The organism is Paenibacillus sp. FSL R5-0766 (genome assembly GCF_037971845.1).
In the GTDB taxonomy this organism is placed as follows: domain Bacteria; phylum Bacillota; class Bacilli; order Paenibacillales; family Paenibacillaceae; genus Paenibacillus.
Genome location: NZ_CP150227.1, coordinates 1686330 through 1713159 on the forward strand (window position 1 = coordinate 1686330; position 26830 = coordinate 1713159).

The 26830-nt window shown below is 47.1% G+C and carries 26 protein-coding genes; 13 read left to right on the top strand and 13 right to left on the bottom strand.

What is annotated here, in order from left to right; all coding sequences use genetic code 11:
• The first annotated feature begins 17 nt into the window (after positions 1 to 17).
• On the top strand, positions 18 to 881 hold the full coding sequence (locus tag MKY66_RS07490; protein WP_076209424.1) for an SDR family oxidoreductase: 864 nt from the start codon (positions 18 to 20) through the stop codon (positions 879 to 881).
• A gap of 47 nt (positions 882 to 928) precedes the next feature.
• On the opposite strand, the gene thrS is transcribed toward MKY66_RS07490, so the two are convergent.
• The 3 genes from thrS to MKY66_RS07505 form a co-directional block, all read right to left on the bottom strand.
• Positions 929 to 2929 carry a threonine--tRNA ligase gene (thrS, locus tag MKY66_RS07495; protein ID WP_256704136.1) on the bottom strand — a complete coding sequence of 667 codons (2001 nt, stop codon included), beginning with the start codon at positions 2927 to 2929 and terminating at the stop codon, positions 929 to 931.
• A 472-nt stretch (positions 2930 to 3401) separates the two neighbouring features.
• Positions 3402 to 5162 carry a HAMP domain-containing sensor histidine kinase gene (locus MKY66_RS07500; protein WP_076209423.1) on the bottom strand — a complete coding sequence of 587 codons (1761 nt, stop codon included), beginning with the start codon at positions 5160 to 5162 and terminating at the stop codon, positions 3402 to 3404.
• A complete protein-coding gene (locus MKY66_RS07505) occupies positions 5159 to 5920 on the bottom strand; it encodes a response regulator transcription factor (RefSeq protein WP_076209422.1) in 762 nt (253 codons plus the stop codon). Before MKY66_RS07505 ends, MKY66_RS07500 begins: the two co-directional genes overlap by 4 nt.
• A 219-nt stretch (positions 5921 to 6139) precedes the next feature.
• On the opposite strand from MKY66_RS07505, the gene MKY66_RS07510 reads away from it, so the two are divergent.
• Complete coding sequence (locus MKY66_RS07510; RefSeq protein ID WP_256704135.1) at positions 6140 to 7240, top strand: M23 family metallopeptidase; 1101 nt, start codon at positions 6140 to 6142, stop codon at positions 7238 to 7240.
• Between the two features lie 297 nt (positions 7241 to 7537).
• Positions 7538 to 8041 carry a GNAT family N-acetyltransferase gene (locus tag MKY66_RS07515; RefSeq protein ID WP_076209421.1) on the top strand — a complete coding sequence of 168 codons (504 nt, stop codon included), beginning with the start codon at positions 7538 to 7540 and terminating at the stop codon, positions 8039 to 8041.
• Positions 8042 to 8155: 114 nt separating this feature from the next.
• Here MKY66_RS07515 and MKY66_RS07520 read toward each other — a convergent pair whose 3' ends face one another.
• The gene (locus MKY66_RS07520; RefSeq protein ID WP_076209420.1) at positions 8156 to 8647 is read right to left on the bottom strand and encodes a DinB family protein; all 492 of its coding nucleotides are present in this window, start codon (positions 8645 to 8647) and stop codon (positions 8156 to 8158) included.
• 285 nt (positions 8648 to 8932) lie between these two features.
• Here MKY66_RS07520 and MKY66_RS07525 point away from each other — a divergent pair, with 285 nt between their 5' ends.
• From MKY66_RS07525 to MKY66_RS07570, 10 genes are all read left to right on the top strand, one after another.
• Positions 8933 to 9352, top strand: a complete 420-nt coding sequence (locus MKY66_RS07525; protein WP_074094039.1) for a hypothetical protein — start codon at positions 8933 to 8935, stop codon at positions 9350 to 9352.
• Positions 9349 to 10638 (top strand): ammonium transporter, encoded by a 1290-nt coding sequence (locus MKY66_RS07530; RefSeq protein WP_076209418.1) that lies wholly within the window; start codon positions 9349 to 9351, stop codon positions 10636 to 10638. Before MKY66_RS07525 ends, MKY66_RS07530 begins: the two co-directional genes overlap by 4 nt.
• Positions 10639 to 10981: 343 nt before the next feature.
• Positions 10982 to 11923: a YwqG family protein gene (locus MKY66_RS07535; RefSeq protein WP_076209417.1), complete on the top strand. Its 942-nt coding sequence runs from the start codon at positions 10982 to 10984 to the stop codon at positions 11921 to 11923.
• Positions 11924 to 12276: 353 nt separating this feature from the next.
• Entirely contained in the window at positions 12277 to 12744 is a 468-nt protein-coding gene (locus MKY66_RS07540) for a DinB family protein (RefSeq protein ID WP_244898302.1), read from the top strand.
• A 107-nt stretch (positions 12745 to 12851) separates the two neighbouring features.
• Positions 12852 to 13805: an aminoglycoside phosphotransferase family protein gene (locus tag MKY66_RS07545; RefSeq protein WP_083656938.1), complete on the top strand. Its 954-nt coding sequence runs from the start codon at positions 12852 to 12854 to the stop codon at positions 13803 to 13805.
• A 29-nt stretch (positions 13806 to 13834) separates the two neighbouring features.
• Complete coding sequence (locus MKY66_RS07550) at positions 13835 to 14539, top strand: response regulator transcription factor (RefSeq protein ID WP_076209416.1); 705 nt, start codon at positions 13835 to 13837, stop codon at positions 14537 to 14539.
• Positions 14540 to 14594: 55 nt separating this feature from the next.
• Positions 14595 to 15728 (top strand): HAMP domain-containing sensor histidine kinase, encoded by a 1134-nt coding sequence (locus MKY66_RS07555; RefSeq protein WP_076209415.1) that lies wholly within the window; start codon positions 14595 to 14597, stop codon positions 15726 to 15728.
• 98 nt (positions 15729 to 15826) lie between these two features.
• Positions 15827 to 16567, top strand: coding sequence for a hypothetical protein (locus tag MKY66_RS07560; RefSeq protein ID WP_076209414.1), 741 nt, complete (start codon positions 15827 to 15829; stop codon positions 16565 to 16567).
• The gene (locus MKY66_RS07565; protein ID WP_076209413.1) at positions 16561 to 18429 is read left to right on the top strand and encodes a PBP1A family penicillin-binding protein; all 1869 of its coding nucleotides are present in this window, start codon (positions 16561 to 16563) and stop codon (positions 18427 to 18429) included. Before MKY66_RS07560 ends, MKY66_RS07565 begins: the two co-directional genes overlap by 7 nt.
• A 110-nt stretch (positions 18430 to 18539) precedes the next feature.
• Complete coding sequence (locus MKY66_RS07570; RefSeq protein WP_076209412.1) at positions 18540 to 19085, top strand: DUF2569 domain-containing protein; 546 nt, start codon at positions 18540 to 18542, stop codon at positions 19083 to 19085.
• A gap of 130 nt (positions 19086 to 19215) precedes the next feature.
• Here the strand turns inward: MKY66_RS07570 and MKY66_RS07575 are convergent, their stop codons facing one another.
• The 9 genes from MKY66_RS07575 to flgB all read right to left on the bottom strand — a co-directional run bounded on the left by MKY66_RS07575 (position 19216) and on the right by flgB (position 26713).
• Positions 19216 to 19674, bottom strand: a complete 459-nt coding sequence (locus tag MKY66_RS07575; RefSeq protein ID WP_047842069.1) for a threonine/serine exporter family protein — start codon at positions 19672 to 19674, stop codon at positions 19216 to 19218.
• 18 nt (positions 19675 to 19692) lie between these two features.
• A complete protein-coding gene (locus tag MKY66_RS07580; protein WP_076209536.1) occupies positions 19693 to 20454 on the bottom strand; it encodes a threonine/serine exporter family protein in 762 nt (253 codons plus the stop codon).
• 235 nt (positions 20455 to 20689) lie between these two features.
• The gene (locus MKY66_RS07585) at positions 20690 to 20995 is read right to left on the bottom strand and encodes a hypothetical protein (protein WP_076209411.1); all 306 of its coding nucleotides are present in this window, start codon (positions 20993 to 20995) and stop codon (positions 20690 to 20692) included.
• Positions 20996 to 21059: 64 nt separating this feature from the next.
• Positions 21060 to 22103, bottom strand: a complete 1044-nt coding sequence (locus MKY66_RS07590; protein ID WP_076209410.1) for a S66 peptidase family protein — start codon at positions 22101 to 22103, stop codon at positions 21060 to 21062.
• A gap of 94 nt (positions 22104 to 22197) precedes the next feature.
• Positions 22198 to 23535 carry a DUF4179 domain-containing protein gene (locus tag MKY66_RS07595; protein ID WP_076209409.1) on the bottom strand — a complete coding sequence of 446 codons (1338 nt, stop codon included), beginning with the start codon at positions 23533 to 23535 and terminating at the stop codon, positions 22198 to 22200.
• Positions 23532 to 24047, bottom strand: a complete 516-nt coding sequence (locus MKY66_RS07600) for a sigma-70 family RNA polymerase sigma factor (protein ID WP_076209408.1) — start codon at positions 24045 to 24047, stop codon at positions 23532 to 23534. The genes MKY66_RS07595 and MKY66_RS07600 overlap by 4 nt, the downstream gene beginning before the upstream one ends.
• A gap of 522 nt (positions 24048 to 24569) precedes the next feature.
• Entirely contained in the window at positions 24570 to 25013 is a 444-nt protein-coding gene (locus tag MKY66_RS07605; protein WP_076209407.1) for an ankyrin repeat domain-containing protein, read from the bottom strand.
• Positions 25010 to 26152, bottom strand: coding sequence for a GNAT family N-acetyltransferase (locus MKY66_RS07610; protein WP_305956037.1), 1143 nt, complete (start codon positions 26150 to 26152; stop codon positions 25010 to 25012). Before MKY66_RS07610 ends, MKY66_RS07605 begins: the two co-directional genes overlap by 4 nt.
• 150 nt (positions 26153 to 26302) lie before the next feature.
• Positions 26303 to 26713, bottom strand: a complete 411-nt coding sequence (gene flgB, locus MKY66_RS07615) for a flagellar basal body rod protein FlgB (RefSeq protein WP_076209406.1) — start codon at positions 26711 to 26713, stop codon at positions 26303 to 26305.
• Between the last annotated feature and the right edge of the window lie 117 nt (positions 26714 to 26830).

Below are 26830 nucleotides of genomic sequence, written 5' to 3' on the forward strand. Positions count from 1 at the left end.
CAGAAGGGAAGTACCTCATGTCCAATCAGACAGCAATTGTAACAGGAGCTAACTCAGGTATGGGGTTGGCAACCACCATTGAACTTGCAAGACAGGGATATCGCGTAATTATGGCATGCCGCAGTGAGAAGCGCGGACAAGAGGCTCTTCAGGAAGCTGTGCGTCAGTCCGGCTCTTCTGCGATTGAATTGATGTTGTGTGACCTGGGTTCACTCGAAAGTATACGCCAGTTTGCCCGCACATTCCGCGAACGTCATGATCGCCTTGACGTTCTGGTTAATAATGCGGGGGTGGTGATGGTCAAGCGGAAGGAAACCTCAGACGGGTTCGAACAAAGTATCGGCATTAACCATCTGGGGCATTTCCTGCTGACCTTACTTTTGATAGAACCTCTGAAAGCTGCAAAGCAGGGACGGGTTGTGAACGTTTCGTCAGGTGCGTACAAGGCCGGCAAAATCCACTTCGAAGATCCACATCTGCACAAAGGTTATAATCCGATCAAAAGCTATGCTCAATCCAAGTTGGCTAACGTGCTGTTCACTCGTGCACTGGCTCGCAAACTGTCAGATACGTCTGTCACAGTGAACTGTCTGCACCCTGGTGCGGTGGGAACGAGTATTGGCGTAGATCGCAATACCGGATTTGGCACACGCATTATGTCGTTTGCAGGTAAGCTTCCATTCTTTCTGTCCCCTGAAGAAGGGGCACGAACGGCTGTTTATCTGGCTACAAGCCCTGAAGTCGTCGGGATCACCGGGCGTTACTTCTATCAACAGAAAGAGCAGCAGCTGAAGAAACATGCCGTTGATGATGCTTCAGCTGAGCGTTTCTGGACATGGAGCGAAGAACAGGTGGGGCTAAAGCCTGACGAGAAGTTGTAATTCAGCACAAGCTGATGAGTGACCCATGAATAGAGTCGTTACATCTTTTATACTTTTGCCTTCACAGCTTGTTGGATCATTTCAATAACAGCTTCAATGCGTTGAATGCCTTGATCTCCCTGACCGTGTGCACGGACAGAGGCTGATGAGGCATTTTTCTCATTCTCTCCAAGTACGAGCGAATAAGGAACTTTTTCCATCTGGGCTTCACGGATTTTGTACCCGAGCTTCTCGCTGCGCAGATCTGTTTCTACCCGAATGCCCGCAGCCCGGAGTTGGCTCTGTACTTGGAGCGCATAGTCTGCGTAATGATCTGACACAGGTAGCAGCTTCACTTGCACGGGGGCGAGCCAGAGTGGGAACGCTCCTGCATAGTGCTCAGTCAGGATGCCGATGAAACGATCAATGGAGCCGTAGATGGCACGGTGGATCACGACCGGACGGTGTTTCAGGCTATCCTCGCCAATGTAAGTGAGGTCGAACTTCTCCGGCATTTGAAAATCAAGCTGGATTGTTCCGCACTGCCAGCTGCGCTTCAACGCATCAAGGATATGAAAGTCAATTTTCGGTCCATAAAAGGCACCGTCTCCTTCGTTAATGCGATACTCCACGCCCCGGCGATCTAGTACATTTTGCAATGCACGTTCCGCCTGATCCCATAGTTCTTCCGATCCCATGGAATCTTCTGGACGAGTGGACAACTCAATCTTATATTCGAATCCAAAGATATCGTACATGCGTCCGATCAGTGAGATCGCCTGATTAATCTCATCCTCGATCTGCTCTGGCATGACGTAGAGATGGGCATCATCCTGGCAGAATGTCCGCACACGCATCATGCCGTTCAGGGCACCTGAGAATTCATGACGGTGAACCTGACCAAATTCCATCATGCGAATCGGTAATTCGCGATAGGAATGGAGTGTATTTTTGAAGATCAGCATATGCCCGGGACAGTTCATCGGTTTCAGTGCAAAAGTGGCATCGTCCACTTCTGAGAAATACATATTGTCCTTGTAATGCTCCCAGTGGCCGGATTGCTCCCAGAGCCGGTTGTTCATCATGAGAGGAGTCCGAACTTCCTGATACCCTTCCTGCAATTGCAGCTCACGGGAGAACTGCTCCAGTTCAGTGCGAACAGTCATGCCTTTGGGCAGATAAAAGGGCATGCCGGGAGCTTCTTCGGAGAACATGAACAGTTCAAGCTCTTTGCCAAGTTTACGGTGATCTCGTTTCTTCGCTTCTTCGAGCATGTGCAGATGTTCATCCAGCTGGGCTTTGTTCGGGAAAGCAGTGCCGTAGATGCGTTGCAGCATCTTATTATCCGAGTTACCCCGCCAGTACGCACCAGCCACATTCAGCAGCTTGAACGCTTTGATCCGACCAGTGGATGGAAGATGGGGACCACGACACAGATCGAAGAACTCTCCTTGATCATAGATCGAAAGCTCGGCGTCCTCTGGCAAATCCTGAATGAGTTCAAGCTTGTAAGGGTCCTGGATTTCTCTGAAGATACGGAGGGCTTCTTCCCGGCTAACGACCCGCCGACTGATCTTTTCATTTTCCTGAATGATTTTGTTCATTTCCCGCTCGATGGCAGCCAGATCACTGATGGACAAGGCATGCTCCAGATCAACATCGTAGTAGAATCCATCTTCAATGACTGGGCCGATACCCAGTTTCACTTGTTCTGCACCGTAGATGCGTTTGAGTGCCTGTGCGAGCACATGTGCTGCGCTGTGACGATAACGATACAGGCCTTCCGCACTTTCTAAAGTAACGATAACAAGTTCGCAATCTTGCTTGAGCACCCATTCGAGATCGACATTTTGACCATCCACAATACCGCCAATGGCCTGTTTTCCCAGGCTTGTGCTGATGGATGAGGCAACCGCACCTACAGTGATGCCTGCTTCGTAAGAACGTACTGCGCCACCTTGCAGACGGACCTCAATGGAATGACTGGATGGTTGCAGATCATTTGCTTGGTTGTTAATTTCGTTACCTGATTTGTTGCTTGCTGAGTTACTGTTTTCCTGTTTGCTCATGTGAACCACTCTCCATTTCTTAAAATGAAAGCGCAAAAAACACCCGTCCCGGAAAAGGGACGAGTGCGCTTGGCTCGTGGTTCCACCCTAATTTGGTTATGGTGCACCCTGATCTCGACCAGCCGTCGTGAACAGGAAACATCATAACCCTCATTGGAATCCGTTATCGGGGATCAGACGGTGGACTCTACTGGCAGCATGCCGAACATCCGAAGGAGGTCCGAAATGCTGAGGTTGGAGGTCACGGCTGCAGAGGGGTAATTCCGTTCCGTTCGCTGAAGAAGGTTTCACCAATCCCCTCTCTCTCTGGGCAGCACGCAAACGAAATCATGTCTCTGGTCATCGCCAAATATGTTAGATCAACTCATTCAAATCATTCTGAAATATGTTGCATTTAATATCAAAATATTGGAACAGGTGTTGTTGAGTGTCGATTATATAGACTGAAAATGGAAAGGTCAAGTGGAACATTTTAATTGGTTTCGGACGGCCCATCCCATATTAAGCGAATGATCGTTCCTTCACCAGGGGTGGACTGTACCTCAATACGACCATTCATGGCTTCGATCAAACCTTTGGTTACCGCCATGCCCAGCCCTGATCCAACGTCCGATGTACCAGTATCTGTACCGCGATAGTATCGTTCAAATAACTTCCATACCGTCTCAGGGTCCATGCCTCGTCCATTATCGGCAAACTGAATACTGAATTCATCTGCCTGCTTACCAGAATGCACACTGACAACCAGGATGGACTCGGGCGGATTATGAAGAAGGGCATTGGCGGTCAGATTATCCACAATTCGTTCAAACGACGGAATATGAACAAGTCCATACACAGGCACTTCGGAAGGTTGGAATAGGATGCGACCTTCACCATATGCCGGATTCCGTTCGGCGCGCTGGATCAGATCACGAAGCAACGCATTTACGTCAGTCTCTTCAACCACAGGTTGATATCCTCCGCTGCGTAATCGATAGGTCATGGCAAGGTCGTTGACAAGCCTGTCCATATACATGGACTTATCAAGCATTATGCCTGCGAATTCCCTGACTTCCTCCGCGGTCCAGCTATACTTATCCGCCTCAAGCATATGAGCATATCCCTGAATGGAGGAGAGGGGTGTCTTCAGGTCATGTGTTATGCCAGCAATCCACTCCTCGCGTAGTGAATCGGTCTGTTTCCGAAGTTCTTCATCTTGTTTCAATGTGTGAGACAAGGCCTGCATGGAGCGGAGCACCTCAGCATACACGTGATATTTCCGTTTCCATTTTCCGTTACGACGCTGGCTGCGAGGCACTCCTAACGCTCCGGTGGGTTCCTCGTAGTACCCTCGCTCCAGACGCTGTAACCATTGGAGCATATGCAGCATGGGTGAGCCGAATCGATTGGCATACCAGAAGGCAAGCAAGATGAGCAGAATGATAATGGATACAATCAATACGACCAATGCCGGTTCCAGAATAAAGTTGTAGGGGTTCTGATCACTGTTCACCGCCGGATCAACAGGGATGCTAATCAGCCAAGTAGTTTCACTCTGTTCGTCGTACCACGTTGCAACAGACAGGCCGGATCGACTCGGGTAGCGAACTTGCAGAACGAGTTCCTGAATGGTGTATTCGCTTGGTACGCCTATGGTCGGTTTGTTATAGGAGGAGAGCTCGCGTCCTGACGCGTCCAATACTTGAAGATAAGCTTTGGCGGCACGGAGGGCCTCCTGTTGGTCGGGCTGAAGATCAAGCTTCCCGTTGGTGAAAGCAAGATCTGAACGAATGTTGTTCATTAAGGACTTGGCCGGGTTACTCTCGCCATATAACAAGGTGATGTTCTTTCCGTTCTTCTCCCGGATCAGCATGGCGATCTGGTAAGGAAACAGCTTTTGACTTTCCCAGTAAGCGATTAATTCACCAGGTTTATAGTGAGAGGGAACATCGGCGGGTGTATGGTAATCATCAATGGCATATCCTTGTTCATCCAGAACTTGAAGCCACCCTTTATTTTTGTCCACTTGCTTCAGTAATTCAGGGTCATATTGGATGGTACCGTCTGGCATGATCTCTGCTGTATTAATCAATTGATCCAGGCCACTAGCAACAAAATCATCCACCAGATTCACTTCATTGATCCTCTGCACGACCCAGTAAGTGGCTACAGACCCAAGCAGGATGATAAGAACAACTGCACCGGCAAGCATCCCGATAAACCGTGTCATTAACCTGCGACGAATACTCATGGGCGTGACACATGTTCCGGCTGAATCAGTTTGTAACCCAAACCCCGGACATTGACGAGAAACACCGGATTGGAAGGATCGGCTTCAATGCGCTCCCGAATGCGGTGAATATGAACCATCACGGTATTATCATCACTAATGGCTTCAGAGCCCCATACTCGCTCATATAGATCTGATTTGGTGAATATGCGATTGGGATGCTTGCAGAAAAAGAGCAGCAATTGAAACACAAGTGCTGGACAGGATACGGATTCTCCTTCAACTCGAAGCTCACCAGCCCATTCCAATACCTGGAATCGTCCAAAGTCGTACACACCCTCCGGGATACTGGAAGATGACGTATTTACGTTAGATGAGACGTGGTCCGGGATCTCTGATGTTTTAGTAGGTAAATAACGCTTCAGTAATGATTTAATTCGAGCAACGACTTCGAGAGGATTAAAGGGTTTGGCAACATAATCGTCGCCACCGACGGCGAACCCAGTTAATTTGTCATAATCGGTTGTTTTGGCCGTCAGAAACAGGATAGGAGCATCGGTGACCTGCCGTAGAAAAGGACAGATTTCCAGTCCGCTTTTGCCAGGAAGCATGATGTCGAGCACGATGCAATGATACGTCTTGTTGTTGCAGGCATCAATGGCAGCTTCGCCTGTTGTAACGGTATCAATATCGAGAAACTGCTCTTTGAGCAGAACGGTTTTCAGCATATGCAGAATAGCCTGTTCATCATCCACAAGCAGTAATGAGACGTTATCCATAGTTTAAAAATGACCTCCTGATCCTTCCGTTGTGTGTATTGCTAATCATACCATCCAAGAGGCCTGTATAGCTTGCGAGCTATCTTAACGGAATCTTAATTATGCAGCCTCAAAAGGCGTTGCAAGTTTAACTACATGTAAGATGGGGTTAGACGAAGGATAAGACTCATTCTGTACACTTAACTGGAAAGTATAACGATAACAGAAGGGATGTTGAGAATGAACAGAGAAGGTCATCTGAAATCAGAGCAACATACACATTCGAAATTACAGAATAGAAAGGGCTGGAAGGTGCTTGCGATTACCCTTGGAGCTTGCGTGATATTGTCTGCTTGCGGCAACAGCAATTCCATTACTTCCGACCAGGCAGAGCAACAGTCAGCCGAACAGGCATCCAATAATGAAGCGAGCGAGAACACTCATCAGGAACAGAATTCCGCTTCAGAAGGAACTGCAATGGTTACACCCGACAATTTTGTTGATACCCTCATGAAGGGTTCCAGTGAAGATATTTACCGTCAGTTGAGTCCTCAAATGAAGGAAGCGATCACACTTGAAAATCTTAAAACGTCTGCTGACGAGTTCCTGGAAGGAGTAACTTCCCTGGATCAAGTGTTCGCAGCTGAGATGAACAATCTGACCGAGTTCGCCTGGAAGGATCAAACAGGGACAAAAGGGATTCGAGCCTATTTTACCGAGGCCAATCAGATTGATGGTCTGTTGATCCAGCCGCTGAAAACCCATAAGAATACAGATCAAAAGTTCACCAAAACCGAATTCCATTTCCCTTTAAAGGGTGAATGGTATGTGTTCTGGGGAGGCAACGATGTGATGTCGAACTATCATTATGAGCATGAAACACAGCGCTACGCGCTGGATATCATTCGGTCAAAAGAAGGTTTCAGCTATAAAGGGGATGCCAAGGTGAACGCAAGCTACCATGCTTTTGGTCAACCACTCTATGCTGCTGCGGACGGAACAGTTGTCGATATCAAAAATAACATACCAGACAATATACCCGGCGTCATGAATCCGGAAGAACCAGCGGGTAACTATGTGGTGATTGACCATGGCAACAGTGAATACAGCATCACAGCACACATCAAGGAAGGCACTGTTTCGGTCAAAAAAGGAGATAAGCTCAAGCAGGGAGACCTCATCGGCGAACTTGGTAATTCGGGGAACTCCAGTGAAGCTCATCTGCATTTCCAGGTGTCGGACGGCCCGGATCTGTTCACATCTCGCTCAATTAACATTCGTTGGGCAGACCAGACTCAGCAGTTAACTCGTGGGAACACAATTCAGGGACTTCCAGAGTAATGCTATATATAAGTTGAAGCATTGAATTTACACTGGACTACTACGCGGTCAGAACCATCTTCCGATCGCTGTTATCCCCAGATTTTATTGATTCCCTTATATAAAGGGGCAAATCCGGGGATAAAGGCGCACGCTTCGCTTCTTCTGATTGGTTCTGTCCTCTCCGTTGTCGTGTAAATGTTTACTTAAACATTTACAGATTTCTCTGTCAGAATGTTAGGGATGACGAAGGCTTCTATTTTCCATTATAATATCCTCTATGATAATAGAACGATCTGGAATGATGGAGGAATAGTGATGAAACTGGAAGATGTGCAGATTGAATATGCGCGCCTGGAGGACTTGCCGAGGATTGTGGAAATTTATAATTCTACCATTGAGGGCCGTATGGCAACAGCGGATTTGGAGCCGGTGACGGTGGAGCAACGTTTGCCTTGGTTCGAGGAACATTCACCGGATCATCGTCCACTCTGGGTGATGAAGCAAGCAGGACAGGTGGTAGCTTGGGCAAGTCTCAGCTCGTTCTATGGACGCCCTGCGTATAACGGAACGGTGGAAGTTAGTGTATACGTCGATCAGCAAAGCCGCGGAATTGGGGCTGGCGGACGTTTGCTCGAAACGGTATTTGCGGCGTGTCCTGCACTTGGGATTACGACCATTCTCGGATTTGTCTTTGGGCATAACGAACCGAGTCTGGGGTTATTGCGCAAGCATGGTTTTGAACAATGGGGGTATTATCCCGAAGTTGCCGTACTGGATGGTGTGAATAGAGATCTGGCGATTTTGGGCAAAAAAATATAAGTGGCGTTCTTATTCGTAGAAAAGAACATTGAAAACCTCCAACCTAAATTCATAGGATTGGAGGTTTTTTGTCGTACAACTATATTCTTGGCTATGTGTAAGTATAGATTGTGTTTACATGCCAAGCTGCTGTTTAATCTCTTGGATCTGTCCCAGATGACGTTCCTCATGATAACTTGCAAAGTCAATCCATTGGGTAAGATCCATCTCACCAAACACGGGATGAGGAAAGGACTTGCTGTGCAACAGGTCAGGATCATGATCCAATGCAAAGTCATTTAACGCTTGGTGAGATTTGTCCAGATCACTGCGTACGTCAGCGAGTGCTTCAGGCGCTGCTGGAGGCTGAAGATGGGGTGGTGCCTCGACGGAGCGGCTGCGATCCAACGATAATTCATATGGTTTTTTGTCCACAGACACCGTCTGTTCCTTCTCGAGGGCTAGGCGGGCTTGTTTTCCAATGACATTTTCCATCAGATTCAGATGACGTAGTACTTGCATAATACTCCACTGTTCGGGTGAAGGCTTGCGGTTCAATTGTTCTTCTTCGAGTCCCGAGACGGCTTCCCAGATTTGGTTGCGTATATCGTCATTACGAGTAAACATTGTGCAATCCTCTCCTTATATACGGGTTCTATGATGCCGGTAGTCTGTGTATGTTCATTACCCCAAATGTGGATGCTTATTCTATAAGCATTGAGAATGGAAGAGTGAATGCGAACCTAGGCAAGATTAGCCTTGTTAGATGTAATTTGTGGCAAATAAAAAAAGCCGTTCTCTATGAACGGGTTCATTTCCATCCATACCAAGTCCAAAAAAAGATTGACGGGCAGGCCCCGGCAAACTATAATCGGTACAAGTAACTTGATATGTAAGGAGTCCTGACATGATATGTTAGTAATCGACGAGGTGTATCACCATACAGCATTGCAAATATCATCGTCCGATTTATTGTACCTTATCGAACGGCTGAAGGTCAAAAAAGAAAATGAGATCGAAACGCTCAAGAAAAAGATCGAACAGTTCGAACAAAAGCGTCGAGCGGAAGAGGTTGCTTATCAATCGTTGTCGCCTGTACGCAAATGGTTTGCGGGACGCCCCGCATCCCATCATCAGGCGGTAGAGTATATGGTGCAGGTGAAGGAACGTTTTCGCAAGATGGAACAGATTCGCAGACGCATACGTGAATTGGATCAGATCGCAGAACGAATTAAGCATCCGGACAGCATTGAGCGGGACGAGATTGAGCTTGCGCCCGATACAATCCGTGAGCTCAGACAGCTTAGTGAAACGGAGGATGTACAAACATGACTTTGGAGACGTTAAGCACCGGGATTGATACGGTCTGGGTCGTACTGAGTGCAGCAATGATTTTATTGATGGAGGGTGGATTCGCCCTGCTCGAGGCTGGCTTTGTGCGTTATAAAAATAGTGTGAACATTATTATGAAGGTTTTTGCTGACATTACGATTGGGACGTTACTGTTCTATGCTATCGGTTTTGGACTGATGTATGGTTCGGACGTGGGTGGTTTTGCGGGAGTAACGGGGTTTTTCCTGAATGGGGATTTGTCTCACCTTAACGTACCGGTATCTCTGGAGACATTCTGGTTGTTCCAGGCTGCCTTTACCATTGCTGTTATTTCCATCGTTTCAGGAGCGGTAGCCGAGCGGATCAATTTCCGTGCCTATCTGTTGTATATCATATTGATGACGGCGATTATCTATCCAATTGGTGGACACTGGGCATGGGGCGGCGGCTGGCTTAGTCAGCTGGGGATGCAGGACTTTGCCGGTTCGGCTGTCATCCATGCACTCGGCGGATTCTCGGCACTGGCGGCTGCGATTATCATTGGCCCGCGTAAAGGCAAATACACGCCACTTGGGGTAAGTGCCATTGCACTCCCGAGCAATCTGCCATTGGCATCTGTAGGTGCATTTCTGTTATGGTTTGGCTGGTTTGGCTTCAATGCTGGTAGTACACTCAGTGCGACTGATGTAAGAATTGGTCACATTGCGATTGTCACGATGTTATCTGCGGCTTCGGGTGGTGCGGTTACGCTGTTGTATACGTTATTCCGCTTCAATCGTTCAGATGCGCCATCGGTCATTAACGGTTCACTCGCGGGACTCGTCGGCATTACGGCAGGCTGTGCTTTTGTTGGTGATGTAGCAGCGATATTCATTGGGGCAGTATCCGGTCTATTAATGATGGCTGCCACCAACTGGCTGGACCGTCGGCAGATTGATGATCCGGTTGGTGCGTTCCCGGTGCATGCTGCATCTGGCATGTGGGGAACGATTGCTGTAGGTCTATTCGCTACGGATGGTGGATTATTCATGGGCGGCGGCTGGAGGTTGCTGGGTGTTCAAGCACTTGGCCTTACAGCCCTGGTCATCTGGGGATTCGCCATGACTTGGATCGGGTTAAAGTTGATTGGCAAAATTGTGCCTGTACGTTCGACAGAAGAAGAGGAGGATTTGGGTCTGGATATCAGCTATCATGGTGTGATGGCAGCCCATCAGGCCCATGAATTCCTGGATGGTGAGGAGCATATGCGTGCTTACCAGGAAAAGTCTTCTGATCCAAATCGTTGAAATGGAATATAAAATTAAGGAAGTAGACTGACAGGGGATGTCAGTCTCTTTTTTCTATACAAATTGAACTACATATTTACACGAGAACGTAGAGGACAGAAAGAACCTGAAGAAGCGAAGAGTTCGCCTTTATCCCCGGATTTTTACCTTTGCAAAGGTGAATCTAAAAAATTCTGGGGATAACAGCGATCGGAAGGTTGTTCTGTCATCGGAGTGGTAAGTGTAAAATATTCTTAAGTTCAATTTATATAGAAGCAGGGAAAGACGTCCGGGCGGAAGAATATACAGGTGTGAACCTGAATATGTCTCAGCATAGGTGTATTGTCAAAAGGGGAGGATCTATATGATTAAGCCAGAACAATGTGAACGTCTGACCAGAAAAGCCCGTAAAACACTTGAGGAATATGGTTTGGGAGTCGCTGCAGATCTGTTGTTATCTTCAAGCCGCTGGGGAATTCGCCTCGATGTATCCACACTGGACGAATATCGCAGAACAGGAAACTCACGTGTGGGTGGACATCCGGATTTGCCAAGTCGCATGGAATGGCCCGTAACACAAGAAGGAGTCCCGATGACTTTCCTGGCCCAACTGAACCTGGTGGACTTGTCGCCGTATACGCCGAATGATGGGCGCGGGACTTTGCCTGAACGTGGCATGTTATACTTTTTCGTTGGCAAGGATGAATCTGCTTGTCCCATTGAACATCGTGTGATTTTTGAGCCGAGTTCTCATAACCTGATAAGGCGAGAGCCTGAAGGTGATACCGCGCTGGATGGAGCCCCGTTTGTTGCACATTCAGTGACCGTGCTGCCTAATCTTGAGTTTCCTACATATGCATATATTGACGCCAACGCGCTGAATGAGCTCTCGCCGCTTCGGCTTGAGACGGATGAGGCCGAATCGGAAGTGAGTCTGTATGACCGCTACCTTGAATTCGAGTCGAGCTGGAATCATCCGAGTACGCTGAATTGGGGTGGGATGTTTGGATATCCTGACGGGCAGCATCCGGATGCCGAGCATCGTGCCTTGTTACAGATCGCACTGGGAGAAGAGTACGATTATAATGAGCAGGAATGTGAGAAGAAGCTGACCAAGCATTACGGCGGTGATGAGGAACGGACATGGCAGGAACTATCCGATACGCTGCTGCTGTTGAAGGTAGATACACATGATGCTATTGGTTTCCAATGGTGGGATTGCGGGGAAATGCAATTTTTCATTCGCAAGTCTGACTTGGAGGCTGGACGATTCGAGCAAACGTATTGTTCGTTATACTCAAGTTGAGCCAAGATTTGAAAACAAATAGGCAACAAAATGTCCTGAATCCCGTCTATATGAAGGAGGAAGGACTTTTTTGTTCGTAGATTGTTTCATAAATTGAACTGAAGAATATTTACACTGCACACTCCGATGACAGAACAACCTTCCGATCGCTGTTATCCCCAGATTTTTTTGATTCCTCTTATAAAGGGGAAATCCGGTGATAAAGGCGAACGCTCCGCTTCTTCAGGTCCTTTCTGTCTTCTCCGTTTTGTGTAAATGTTTTGTTCAATTTATATAGATTTGGGGTATAAATTAGGGAGGGATATCTTGGTTGATAACCGATCATATGTTCTGTATAATGGGATAAAAAGGAAGTGTATCTGTTGATTCAATCTGCGTTCAAACATATTGACGTGGCTGTAACATCTTTAATCGATATATGTGATCAGCTGTCGGAAGAAGACTTGGCTTTGACTCCAATTGAAGGTAAACGACCTGTTGGAGAATTACTAGCCCATCTGTCTGTGATCTGCCGAGCGGATGTTTATATTTCTGAAGGTGCATCGGAGGAAGAGATGGCTCAATTCTATGCAGAGAATCAGGTGCATTCGCTCGGTGAGATCAAGCAGGCTCTGATTGATAACCAGATGTATCTATACCAACGGTACAGGCAGTTTAACACGGAAGAGTTATTACATGTGACGGATTCGTACTGGGGAGCTTCCTATAGTCGGCTGGAGTGGTTACTTGAGATTATGGGGCATGTATATCATCACAGAGGACAATTGTATACGATGCTGACCCTAACGGGCAAAGAACCCGAATCAGTACTTTTCAAATAGAAACGGATAGAATACATATAAGCATGTTATAGGAAACATCATGGGTTAAAGTGGGAATACACCGACGATACTACACGCTATACTTGAAATAACGGAGGATTCGGGACGTGGAACAACACGATACATGGAATGCATCGATGGACAATACGTTGATGGACAGGTTAAAACAGATTCCTGAACTTGGTCAGGCCACGCGGATTGAACCTGTTATGAAGGGGTATTCAGCAGATGTTAAATTCAAAATGTTTGTCCCTGGCCAAGGGCATGTGCTGGTGAGGGTGTATGATGTTGCAGAGGAATGGATGAAGCAAAGGGAATATCAATGTTTGCAGAGCATGCAACAATTAGGTGTACTGTGTCCAGCAACGTTGGGCATAGGTAGATTGGATGAGAAGTACGGTTATATGATTCTTAGCTACATTGAAGGTGAAGATGCTTCCGAGAGACTACCCCAGCTGAATGAACAGCAGCAGTGGGCGGTTGGCTTCGAAGCAGGAGCGCAGCTACAGCTGATTCATCAGTTGCCGATGAAGGAACAGATCGAATCATGGTACATACGCAAGAGCACGAAGCATCAACGTTACGTGGAGCGCTATAAACAGTGTCCTATCGTGATGAAAGAGGATCATGCTATTTTAACGTTTATTGCAGACCATCTTGGTTGGATGAAAAATCGTCCTGATGGATTTCAGCATGATGACTTCCACCCGAGCAATCTTGTCATTAAGCAGGATAATCTCGCAGGAGTGATTGATTTTAATCGTTATGATCAAGGTGATCCCATTCATGAATTTTTGAAGCTGGGTTTGTTTGCTTCGGAGATCAGTATTCCATATTCCATGGGTCAGATTCAGGGCTATTTCGATGGCAATGAACCGGATGAGTTATTCTGGAGACTGTATTCACTGTATACGGCTATGGCGCTGGTGTCTTCCGTGGTGTGGATTCAGCAGGTGAAGCCTGAAGAGACGCTTGAGATGATGGCCAAGATCGAGCGAGTCCGTGAAGATCACGATGATTTTCGCAGTTTCATCCCTCGGTGGTATACTTTGAACAGGTAAGGAATTATGGAGGGGAAAGGAATAATGCCGTGGCACAGCCAGCAACCATTCTGCTTGTCGATGATGAGCAGGAGATTATTAAACTGATGGAAATTTATTTTGGCAACGAGGGTTATCGGATTCTCACCGCGAATGATGGGCTTGAAGCGCTGGAACAATTGAAAAGAGAGTCGATTGATCTCATTATTCTGGATGTCATGATGCCAAATATGGACGGAATAGAAGCTTGTATGAAAATTCGGGAAGAGCAGAAAATGCCGATTATTATGCTGTCCGCCAAAAGCATGGATATGGATAAAATCACAGGGCTAAGCATCGGTGCTGATGATTATGTAACCAAACCGTTTAACCCGCTTGAACTTGTCGCACGGGCGAAATCTCAGCTGCGCAGGTATCATACCTTCAATGAAGGTCGGGAGAACAAAGAGCACGAGTGGGTTATTGATGATCTGGTCATTAATACCGATACACATGAAGTTTGGGTGGATGAGCAGCCGGTTCGTCTGACTCCGCGTGAATTTGCAGTTCTTGAATTACTGGCTCGTCACCAAGGTTCAGTACTTAGTATGGAACAGATCTATCGTCAAGTCTGGAAAGAAGAATTCATGGAGTCGAATAATACCGTCATGGTACATATTCGCAAGATTCGTGAGAAGATTGAACTCGACAGCAAACACCCCAAGTTTATTCATACCGTATGGGGTGTTGGTTATAAGATGATCAAACCGCAATAAACATGTACATTCACAGGATGTCGTGTAACATGAACACATTCAGGGAGTTCCTACTATGAATTCAAAGCTGATTAATACAGTTCGATGGAAATTTATCTATGCATTTTTTCTGAGCGGCATATTAACTGCAGTTATTTTGTACGGGGGCAGTCAGGTGGGGCAGAACATCCTGGAAGCTCAGACGTATCCGGATTATTCCATTCCAGCCCAAGGGATCAGGTGGTTGGTGAATAATATCGGTTCAGTGCCTTTGATGATTGTGGTAGGCGTGCTGAGTTTTGTGCTGTTTTTTTTCCTGTTCTCACGCAAGGTGATGCGGGTTCTGGATGAAATTACGGCGGGAATTCAGGAAGTTGCCAAAGGAGAGTTATCCCATCGCATCGAAGTGAAGACCTCGGATGAATTCGGAGTGGTTGCTACAAGCATTAATCAGATGGCTGAACAATTGCAGTTATCGCTTCAGGAAGAGCGTAATGCGGTCGCTGCCAAAAACGATCTGATTACGGGGATATCACATGATCTGAGAACACCACTCACTTCTATTCTGGGATTTCTGGAGTACATCGAGAAGGATCGGTACCAGGATGAGATTGAGATGCGCTATTACGTTAGCATTGCCTATGAGAAATCCTTGACCCTTCGCAAGTTAATCGATGACTTGTTCGAATATACGCGTGTGAGTGGCGGGAGTCTTCCGTTATCTCTGCAAGCATTGAACCTGAATTCGTTTCTGATGCAGCTGGCTGAAGAGTTTGCTCCCATGCTGGAGGATGCTGGCATGACCTACAAGATCATCGGCGGGCAAGATCCACTATGGATACAGGCTGCTCCAGGAGAGCTTGTAAGAGCGTATGAGAATCTGTTCAGCAATGCCATTCGGTATGGTTCGCAAGGTAAACTAATGGAGATTGGGCTGGCCCTTGAAGGTAGAGAGGCTGTAGTCCGCATCAGTAATTATGGTGAACTGATTCCGGCACAAGATCTGCCACATCTGTTTGATCGATTCTATCGGGTAGATAAGTCCCGTTCCCGCGATACGGGAGGTACCGGTCTCGGCCTAGCGATTGCCAAATCGATGATTGAATTACATCGAGGAAGTATCGTTGCCTACAGTGAAAATGGCAGAACGGATTTTGTTACCCGATTCCCTGTAACTGCTGCTCCACCAAGTAATTACTCAGAGAAATAATAATTAAGAATTTGGTAAGAAGTTAACTACTTCCTCATTAAGAAATATTCGGTATTCTACCTCTATTACCATATTATTGTATGAGGAGGATACCGAATATGAAGTCTCATTTCAGTACTGTAAGACTAAGATACATATACATTGCAGGAGCAAGCGCGTTACTGAGCGCAGCGCTCCTTTTTGTCGTTTATCACGTGCTACGGTTTGCCCACAATCACGTCCTTCCAGATGCAGTATGGATAACGCGTATGATGAACTGGGGAATCAACCATATTGGAACAAAGCCGCTCTTTATCTTCATTGGCGGAGCCGTGTTTGCGATCTTTTTCTGGATTCGATCCCAGAAGATTGCGGAAGATCTCAATCAACTTGCACGCGGAACAGCCGAACTTGCATTGGGCCACAATCCTGGAAGAATTGATGTTCTAAGTGGTGGTGAACTACGACAAATTGCTGCCAATCTGAATGTAATTACGTTTCTCCTGCATGAGGAAGGGCTGAGCAGATCAGAACGGAAACAGGAGAGAAGAGAGATACAGGGAGCGTCTACTAAGCATGAGCAACCCGGACTTCAGCAACATAATGAAGAAGACAAGGAGAACACTCAAACTATTTCTACACAGGTTGACCTACCGATAAAACTTACTCTTTACGGTATTCAATCTTCTCTGGATGAGATCATCCAAGGGCGGTGCCAGGACGAGGTGGAAGTTCAGCATTGGGTCAAGTTGGCGTATGAACAGACATTGCTGCTTCAACATGCTCTGGAGATTACACAACGAGATAGACAGGAACACGAAGTTCCAATTGAACGGGTACACAAGGAGCCTGAATGTTGAAGCACAGGGGCAAGCGATGGATGTATTATATTTTTGATGCCGCAGTGGTTGTAGTTTTGATATTGACCCTTTTCTATCTCTATCTGATTACTTATGGCGAAGGAATACTTCGCAATCGTCCAGAGGCCATGCAGGTGGCCTCTTCAACCATTATTACGAATGCAGAGGGGACCGAAATTTCGAGGTTGCATACGCAGACCAAAGGGTATTCCGAATATGCTGAACTGAACGCTATGCCAGATTTATTAAAGATGGCTTTTTTGGCTACAGAAGATCGACGTTTCTACAACCATGATGGACTGGATTTCATCGGACTTGGCAGAGCCATTATGCAAGACATCTTACATATGAATCTGAGTCAGGGAGGAAGCTCCATTACGCAGCAACTGGCAAGAAATCTGTATTTGAATGGGGATAAAACGTTGAGTCGAAAGGTGAATGAGATATCGATTGCAATGGCCCTGGAGAAGAAGTATAGCAAGGATGAAATTCTGGAAATGTATCTGAATCAGATCTACATGGGACGCCAGCAGTATGGTGTAAAAGCGGCAGCCTGGCGGTATTTCGGAATTAAGGATATGCACCAATTGAAACTATGGCAGATTGCTACATTGGCGGGAATGCCCAAAGGTCCATCCATATACAATCCAGTAGATCATCCTGATCTTTCCAAACAAAGACGTGCCGTTATCCTTGGACTCATGCATGAACAGGGACTAATTACACGAAAGCAGATGCTCCAAGCCCGTGACGTCGATTTCACGCCGCCTGAAACCGTATTAAATGCAGCAACTTCACCGGGCTTGAGCGAGCCCGCATATGTGTCTGCCGTGGATGCTGTGATTCAGGAGGCTTCTCGGCTCACAGGTAAAAGTGAAGCAGAGATTCAATCGGCAGGTTGGGTTATTCAAACTGGGCTAGACGAACAGGCACAACTGGCGATGGAAGAAACATTTGCAGACGCTACCCGATTCCCCGATGATCGCCAAGACGAGCAGGTCCAGGCAAGTATGGTTATTATCGACCAGCACAACGGTGAAGTGAAAGCAATGATGGGTGGACGTAATCCTTTAAAAGGGGGCATCAACCGGGCGATTATGGATGCAAGGCAGCCAGGCTCTTCTTTTAAACCGATTATTGCATATGGCCCTGCGTTGGAGTCGGGGAAGTTCAAGCCAGAGAGCATACTACCGGATAAACGCATGCAATATGGCAGCTATCAACCTTCCAATCTCGGTGGGCGTTACAGTGGTTCAATTGCCATGTCCCAAGCCTTGCAAAAGTCCATCAATGCCCCAGCCGTATGGCTGCTTCATGAGACCGGACTGAACGATGCACATCAATTTGCAGCGCGGCTCGGTATTGAACTGGGGAAAGAAGATCTAAACCTCTCAATTGCCTTGGGAGGTGTGCATCAGGGAGTGTCGCCAATGAAGATGGCGCAGGCCTATACGGTGTTTGCGAATCATGGGAAATTGAATACAGCCCATCTGATACGCAAGATTACAGATTCACAAGGACGGACAATATTTGCTCATAAGTCGGAAAATAAGCAGGTAATCTCCTCCAGTACGGCGAATGCCATGACCAGAATGCTGCAAAATGTAGTCAGTCAGGGAACAGGAAGCCGGGCACAACTCGGTCAGCACAAGGTAGCAGGGAAAACGGGAACAACACAGGCTGCATTACCTGGTGTGGGAAGAGAGGCTAATCGGGATCTATGGTTTGTGGGCTATACGAGTAACTGGACTGCGGCGGTCTGGATGGGATTTGATCATACGGATGTAAAACATTATATGAGATCAGGAAGTGGTGTTGCAGCGGAGTTGTTCGCGACGGTAATGAGACGTGCTACCCAATAGAATGCAAGAGAGAGACCATAGCCCATACGTTTCCTTCCTTCTCTTGGAAAACACAGAAAATAGCTTCTAATGTATAATGTGTGTCTTATCTATCGTAAAAGGAGGCTGAAATGAACTATAAATATAGGAACTCGGAACTGGATACAAGCTCGCTGCAGCCTAAGAGTGGTATCAGACCGGAACGGCCTGGCATCTCCGGATTAGGCGGCTGGATCATTTTAATTCAAATTGGCCTATGGGTCTCACTGGTGCTTCTGTTCGCGGATATGTCGCAGGTAAATGTCATTTTGGATCCGGTAAGATGGGAGGGTGTTCGTGGTGTCGATCCGGAACTTTATACTGAAGGGATACGCCCGCTCCTTTGGTTCGGGGTTATAAGCAGCGTCATTTTACTAATAGTTGTTATCGTGAATCTCGTATTGTTGTATAAGAAAAAGAAACAGTTTCCGCGCATGATGATTATTCTGTACATTGCAAATGTATTGATTGGAATTGTGACATGGATCTTGATCGCACGAATCGAAGTTCCAAGAGAGCAGCATGTGCTCGATCCAACATCAGCATTTAATTTAACAATCCGATCGCTTCTGACGTGCTGTATCTTCATTCCATATTTCCTAAAGTCGGTACGTGTGAAAAATACGTTTGTGAAGTAAATAGACTTCTTTGATTGTCTCACTGAACTATAGTGCTCTATAGGATAGTGATACGTAAGGCCCGTAGTTAACAAGATTTTATCCTGTATGCTAACGGGCCTTACGTGTGTTGAATATATGAAAAGAATAATCATTTCGATGATGATTTGGTCCGCAGTGAGGCAGGAATTCGGCGTATCATCTGGTTTAATACCTCGGAGAGCACCAGGCCTACGGCAATAGCGCCGGATAACATGAGTGCTTTGGCTGCCATCTCCATAGCGGCACTGTAGTCATTTTGCACAAAACTTCGCATCGCATTATACGCGAGTCCACCAGGAACCAGAGGAATGATGCCTGCGACGCTGAAGATGATAACGGGTGCGCGAAACATGCGAGAGAATACCTGGCTGATGACACCTACGGCTATGGTCGCTGCAAGTGTAGCAGGCACCGCATCTGCTGCATATTCAAGCACGATATAGATAATCCAGCCGATCATGCCGACAAATCCACCGTGGAGCAGCATGCGCCGTGGTGCGTTGAAGATGATTCCAAACGCGGCTGAAGCGACAAAACTGGTTAAGGCTTGTTCAATAAAATGGAGCATATCCTGCATTCCTCCGTCTTACATAAAAAGTGAAAATACAACTGCAATGCCTGTACCTATGGCAAAAGCAGTCAGAAATGCCTCGGCTCCCTTGGATAATCCGGAGACCAGGTGTCCGGCCATCAGGTCGCGTACAGCATTGGTAATCAGCAGACCCGGAACCAACGGCATAACCGAACCAATGATGATTTTGTCCCGTTCATGACCGACTCCCATATAGATCAGGAGAAAAGCGAGTAAGCCAATAACAAAGGATGCCGTAAGCTCGGCAAAGAATTTGACCCGCACCAATCGGTGAAAGGCAATAACGGCAGCGTAGCCTATGCCTCCGCAGATTAGCGCCGGAAGAAAGTCGCTCCAGCCCCCGCCAAACATAATGGTAAAACAACCACTGGATAACGCTGCGGCCGTAAGCTGCACAGCCGTTGAATAGGAGGAGGGCTTGCCTTCGATCTGTACCAACAGATCATGAGCTTCCTGAGCGGAAAGCTCACCTTGTCCGATGCGACGGGAGACCGCATTCACCTCAGACACCTTGTCCAAATCTGTCGTACGTTCGGAGATGCGAATCAGCTTGGCGGGTTCGGTTGCATCAACAGAGAAAAAGATGCCTGTCGGAACAACGTAACTGTGCGAATGGGGTAGACCCAGCGCAGCCGCCATACGTTTCATCGTATCTTCCACACGGTAGGTTTCACCACCGCTTTGCAGCATGATTTTGCCTGCGAGCAGACAGATTGCAATCACGCGGGATTGTTCAGTAGGGTTGTTGCCAATCATCCCCGTCTCGGCTTGTGATACGGGTGATGAATCATGACGTATGTATTCCAACCGGATCAAGCTCCGTTTCATATGAGATATGGGGTGCTGCGACACCATTGTATCATATTTCACACGCTCGCAAGGAATCATACCGCACCATCGCCAAGACGATAAAAAAGCTTCGTTCCCAAGACTTGAAGATCTCAGGAGCGAAGCTTCTTGGAACAGGTTTGGATATAGAAGTACAATACCACTACATCAACAGAGTGATAACCAACAATTCATACAGCACAAGAGGCAAAATCGTTGGTCCAAACAAGGCGCGCGGTTCAGGATATCCGTGCATCGGGGTAACCTGGAGATACAAAATTCCCCGGTCTGCACTGATGATGACACCTTCCCACACTTGCCCATCGATATTCTGGACGTGTACCTTCTTGCCTATATGTTGCCGGGCTGTATGATGAAGCATATTCCGTACACTTTGCACGGATTGAAGCATCGGTTGATTGGCTTGATACACGACACGTGTGGATGGCGTGGATGTGGATTCAGACATGATGCACAACCCTTCCTCAAAATAAGTTCTTACTTCAAGGTATGCATCTGCCTATAAAAGGTGATTACACAAACGCCATCTCGAGGCTCCCGCATCCATTTTCATAAGCGACTTTGCCTAATGCTCCATTCACAAAGGTGAGCTGGGGTGGAACATGGCCGAGATCCACATCGTACAGTACAGGGACATCCAGATCCCCAAGTGCAGAGGATAGGGCATCGGTAAAATTGAAATCGGCTGTATCGGAATAACCCGCAGGTCGGCCGAACATGAAGCCTTTTACACCTGCAAACCAGCCAGCCTGTTTCATCTGCCACAGATGACGGTAGATATCCCCCGCGTTCATCTCACAGCTCTCTAGGTACCAGATCGTTCCTTCTTCAGCACAATACTGATCCAAATACGATTGGACGGGTGCATACGGCGTACCAATCAGACAAGTGATCGTATCCATACAACCGCCGATCAGCCGACCGGAGAACGACACAGCGGTATCTGCATCTTCCGAGTGGCCGAGCTGTTTCCAGAGGGAAGGTGTATCCAGATTGAATCCAGGTAGATCGGGTTTCCATGCCGATTGATAATGTGTGGAAGACGATTGTGTGATCTGTCCGCCGTATTTGGTCTGTAACACATCAATCCAGCGCGCAGTCACGGGGTCGAGGGTATTTGATCTTAGATCAACATAATTGGTGCCATGTGTGGATGCTGTTCCGGTGATCAGGGTATAAGCGAACAGGAACGTACTGATATCCGAATATCCCATGACCCATTTGGGCGGCAATGTTTTTAAAGCTTCCCAATCCAGCAGGGGAAGGATATCCATGAGGAATTCCCCACCCCATGGAGGGATAATCGCTTGAATATTTGGCTTGCGGAAAAATGCATTCATCTCTTCGGCGCGTTCCTCTTTGGAGGCACTGACACATTTGGTGTTGTGGCGGAGCGATGGGCTTTCCATCACGCCAAAACCAAGGCGCTCCATATTGCGTTTGCTCTCCTCAAGATAATGGTATAGGGATTCGCCTACACCGCTGGAGGGGGCTGCCACACCGATCATGTCTCCTTGCGCGAGTGGTTGCGGATAACGGATAGAACGATTATTCATTGTGGAACCACCCTTTCCTGTGAACATTGCTCATTTTCATGAATATTTCCATTATATAGATTAATCCGATTATTGAAAGCTTGTTGAGTTTAGATTAAGGATTCACAGGAATATCCAACGAGAATGGGGACTTCACTTTCATTGGATAGGTGGAAATGTGCATTTGGATTTTCCCCTGCATCTTGGCTCCATTTTCGACAGTAGAGGAAACGATCGTATGACTGTCATCCGTTCCCTCTCCGCTACTCCAACTGGAGCCAGGAACTTCATATGATTTCCCTGCACTGTCCGTAACATTATTGAAAGCCAGAACGTACCCGCCGTTCATACTATCAGCAACAGAAAAGTCGATAATTAGATTCTTGCCTTCAACCTTGCTACCAAGCATCTTCAATCCAGGAGGGCCACCTGTAATCTGGCGTGACTTCAGATCAAGGGAAAGATCCAGATCCTTTTTATCCAATCCCGAGAAGCCAGATCCCTGCAAGGTCAGCTTTTTCGGTATGGAGAAGTACATGCTTTCGAAGTAAATGGAGCGTTCATCTCCACCTGTCGAGGTATCTGTTCTCCACGCGCGACCTTGTTCGTCGACCAGTTGAAGATCGCTGAGCCCAAATACCTTTTTGGTATTCTTTGGATCAAAATTCACATCAAGTACAAGACGGGTTGGATACAGAGTAGCCTGTTTCACATCAATACGCTGCCCATCCACCGTTAACGTCTGATTGACGGGAATAACTTTTTTCATGCCTTTGGTAAGATTCTTGTCTACCGGGAACGTTATTTTCCACTTTTCTGCACGCGTTGTATCTCTGGCCTTAAACACGACGCTCAGCTCTTCAGGAGGAGAGGTTCCATCCGTGAAGATCACGTCTATCATATTCTCATTCACATTCTCGTCTGGTGAAGGTGTTGGATAAGCGTGAGTAAACGCAACTGGAAGATCTTTACCGTTCTCATCGAGCAGATCAATATCATAGTTGAATTTCTCGGGATCTTTCATGCCTTTCATCGTGTAAAAAATAACCATACGTGACTCGTCTGTGATAATGCCATCAACGGTCAAGGAAGTACCATCATGCTCGTCGGTGACACCGACCTGCTGTAAGAGGGACTTATCGATGGCCATCATTAATCCTTTGTCCTGGCGAATCATACTCACAATGCCTTCCATACCGGGCAATTGCTCCACGAAGGATGCAAAAGCGGGAGAGACACGGATACATCCGGTAAACAGCAGGATGAAGGCCGCTGCCGAGATGGAACTCATGTACCAGCGCAGCCGGGACTTTCGCTTACGGGCAGCCTGGCGGATTCCGGACTGCACAGCCTGATAGGCGGCGGAATCGGGCACAGGCATTGTTTCGTACTCCGTCTTTCGAGCATTCAGACGTTCTTCCAATGTGTCGAATGAGTTTTGTTCATCCGTCATGAGGATACATCTCCCTTCGTTTCAAGTTGATCACGGAGCTGTCCGAGCGCCCGATGTAATCGAGATTTTACGGTTCCGGTCGGGATTTCGAGAATATCGGCAACTTCAGTTAAGGAGAAACCTTCGAAATAACTTAGAATAATAATCTGTTTGCAATCCCGGTCAAGAGTGGATACGGCGGCAGCAAGATCGGGGTCCGCAGGACGATCCCAACTGCTGGATTCAATAATCTCGGTGACGGGACTGAGCCGACTTTTACGTTTGCGTTCGTCCGCGCAGTAGTTGAGCAGTATGCGGATGAGCCAAGTGCCAAAGTAGGAGGGCTCTTTTAATTTTTTGAGTTTATGGAAGGCCCTGAACGTTGATTCCTGAATCGCTTCGAGCGCATCACCTTCGTTATGCAGGTAGGCATAGGCGATACGGTACAGTTGGCTCTGATGTAATTCCATTAAGGCTGCAAAAGCCTCGGCATCCCCTTTTTTTGCGGCTATGGTGAGCTGAGTAGGGGTCACATGGCTCCTCCTTTCATGGATATGTTGAGTATTAGACCGCGTAAGGCACCAAACGGTTCTTATTTTCTAAAAAATATAATGTATCGGGATTTCTATAGAAGTTGAACGAAGTATTTACATGAGAACGTAGAGGACAGAAATAACGTGAAGAAGCGGAGCTAAAAGCTTTCTGAAAGAAAGCTCCTTCGGAAGCATACACTTCGCCTTTATCGCCAGATTTTCACCTTTGTAAAAGTGAATTAAAAAATCTGGGGATAACAGCGATCGGAAGGTTGTTCTGTCATCGGAGTGGCAAGTGTAAATATTCTTAGCTCAACTTATATAGCCTCTCACCGATAGAGGTATGTAATCGGACAACAAATAACCGCCAGACCTTCTCTTTGTACTCCAAAAAGAGTCCTGACGGTTATTCGCGGTATTGCTTACGTTATCCAATCATTATTGCTGATGCGCTGTAATGGCTGCTCGTAGATATGAAGCTGTAGACGTGTTACCACGTTCAAGTGAAATATCCAGTGCGGTCTAGCCCGCTGAGTTTAGCACGTTTGGATCAGCTCCATGCTGAAGTAACATCTCGATAAGTTCGATCTGATCCGTATGAAATGCTGCGGAGTGCAACGCATATTGTCCATCGCTGTCCAGAATACCCGTGGATGCCCCATGTTCGAGCAAAAGTTGGATAACTTCTGGTGAACGTTCTCCCGCAAGCGCGGCATGTAGTGCAGTATTGGACGGGATAAAGGAAATCTTGGAATGAGAAAGGTTGTTAACATCTGCTCCATGCTCCAGAAGAAGACGAACTACTTCTGCTTGTCCATAATGAGAGGCATATCCCAGCGGAGTTAACCCATCCTGATTTTCAATATTGGTGAGTTCCGGGTGAGAAGCGAGCAATAATTGCAGGTTGGCCACATCTCCAGCCTGTGCAGCCTGAAATAATTGATTCATCTGTTCTGCATGATTCATAAAGGAATACCTCCATCTGATGAGATATTAGAATTTAAAAGGGATTCATTATATAGCTTCTTCACAGCTTCCAGCCCAGGTACCGCAAAGCAGGCGAGTGGAGAGGGCAGATCATGGAGCGGAAACCAGCCGATCTCACCGATAGCTCCGCCTTCTTCCAGATTACGAGCATGACCGCCAATCACCTTGGTGGAATAGAGCACGGATATCCAATGTTCCTTCTGTTGTGGCTGGATCGTCTCCGCCGTACAGAGCAGACTATCGATGGCGATATCCAGATTCACTTCCTCCTTGATTTCACGGATGACGGCAGTCTCCAGTGATTCGTAGGGATCTACTTTCCCGCCGGGAATACTCCAGGTGTGCTGTTCGGGCTGACGATTCCGCCAGGCGAGAAGCACTTCGCCCCGTTCATTCAGGATGACCGCGCCTACGCCGATGCGAGGTGAAATTTCAGATTCACCTTTTGGATCTGAACTTAATTCCGACAGGGACAGCGCAGCTTGTTCGTTCCCATTACGTTGTGCAAAACCACCCGCGTCCATTTCCCCAGATTGAGTAGTGTGAGTAGACTGGAATGACAAGGGAAGCCCAGACTGTGCCGACCATTCTTCCGCAAGAATACTCATCGAGATCAGGTCATAATGCATGCCATCCCGCAAAACTGCAGAACGCTGGCGACCCTCTTCCCGGAATCCAGCTTTTAGGTACGCACGTCTCGCGGCTTCATTGTATTCGATGACTTCCAGCGCAATTCGGTTCAGGTTCAATTCGTGGAAGCCATACCGAAGAATCAGAGCCAGAGCGTCGCTTCCGTATCCTTTCCCCCGATCATTTTCTTCACCGATGCCAATGGCAAGACGAGCGGAGCGATTGTTCCATTCAATTCGGTAGAGGGCTGTGAATCCAATGAATCGATTACCCTCCAGTGTACGTAATGCAAATTCAAATCCGTTGTCTCGGCGGACAGAGGAGGACCCTGTCTCATCCGGCGTTAACGGGATCGCGATATCGGTATCCATGTTGCGTAAATATTCATAATCGTCTGTGAAGCGGGAGAGACGCATGCAATCTTCCGGGCATGGGGCCGCTAATCTGACTTTGGAACCTTGAAAACCATTTAAATGACGTGGAGACATGTTGCACCTCTTTTATTCGATATGAAATCAATCGTTTCTCCCCATTATACTACGAACAGGAGCGGATACCGAAAAATGGCACCAAACGAGCTACACTCAGGGGAAAAGATTATAAAAAAAAGCAGCCGTTTCGGGCTGCTTGTACATTCATTATTTCAGATCATTCAATAAATTCTTCATTTTTTTGTAATGTCCACTGACCCGATCAACCATGTAGTTATACATGAGCTGATTCTCCGAAAGATTCGCCATTTCCTTGTCAATATCAACGTTATTGTTGTTATTGTTCATCGTAGTTTCGTTGTTCTCGACAATTCGGTACTGTACGATGGAAGAATTGGGATCACTGACAGGGAAGTGTTTGTTATGAGTCCGCTTCATGGCGAGCTGATCTGTTTTGCCATTCTCAACGATCCGTCTCAGCTCTTCCTGAAACTCTACCGTTTTCTTTTTGTAGTTGGGCGTGTCTGCATTGGCTATGTTGTTGGTGATGGCATTGTGCTGTGCAGTAAGCGCTTGTAACAGTGATTCGTTACGTCTTGTCGTATTCGTTTCGATCACGGGCTCAGTCTCCTTCACTGTAGATTGTACAGTTACTTCTATAATAAGAAATTAAGTTGCACACTGTCAACATAACAAAGAAAAAGACAAGCACATGCCGGAGGTCCCCCGAAAAGA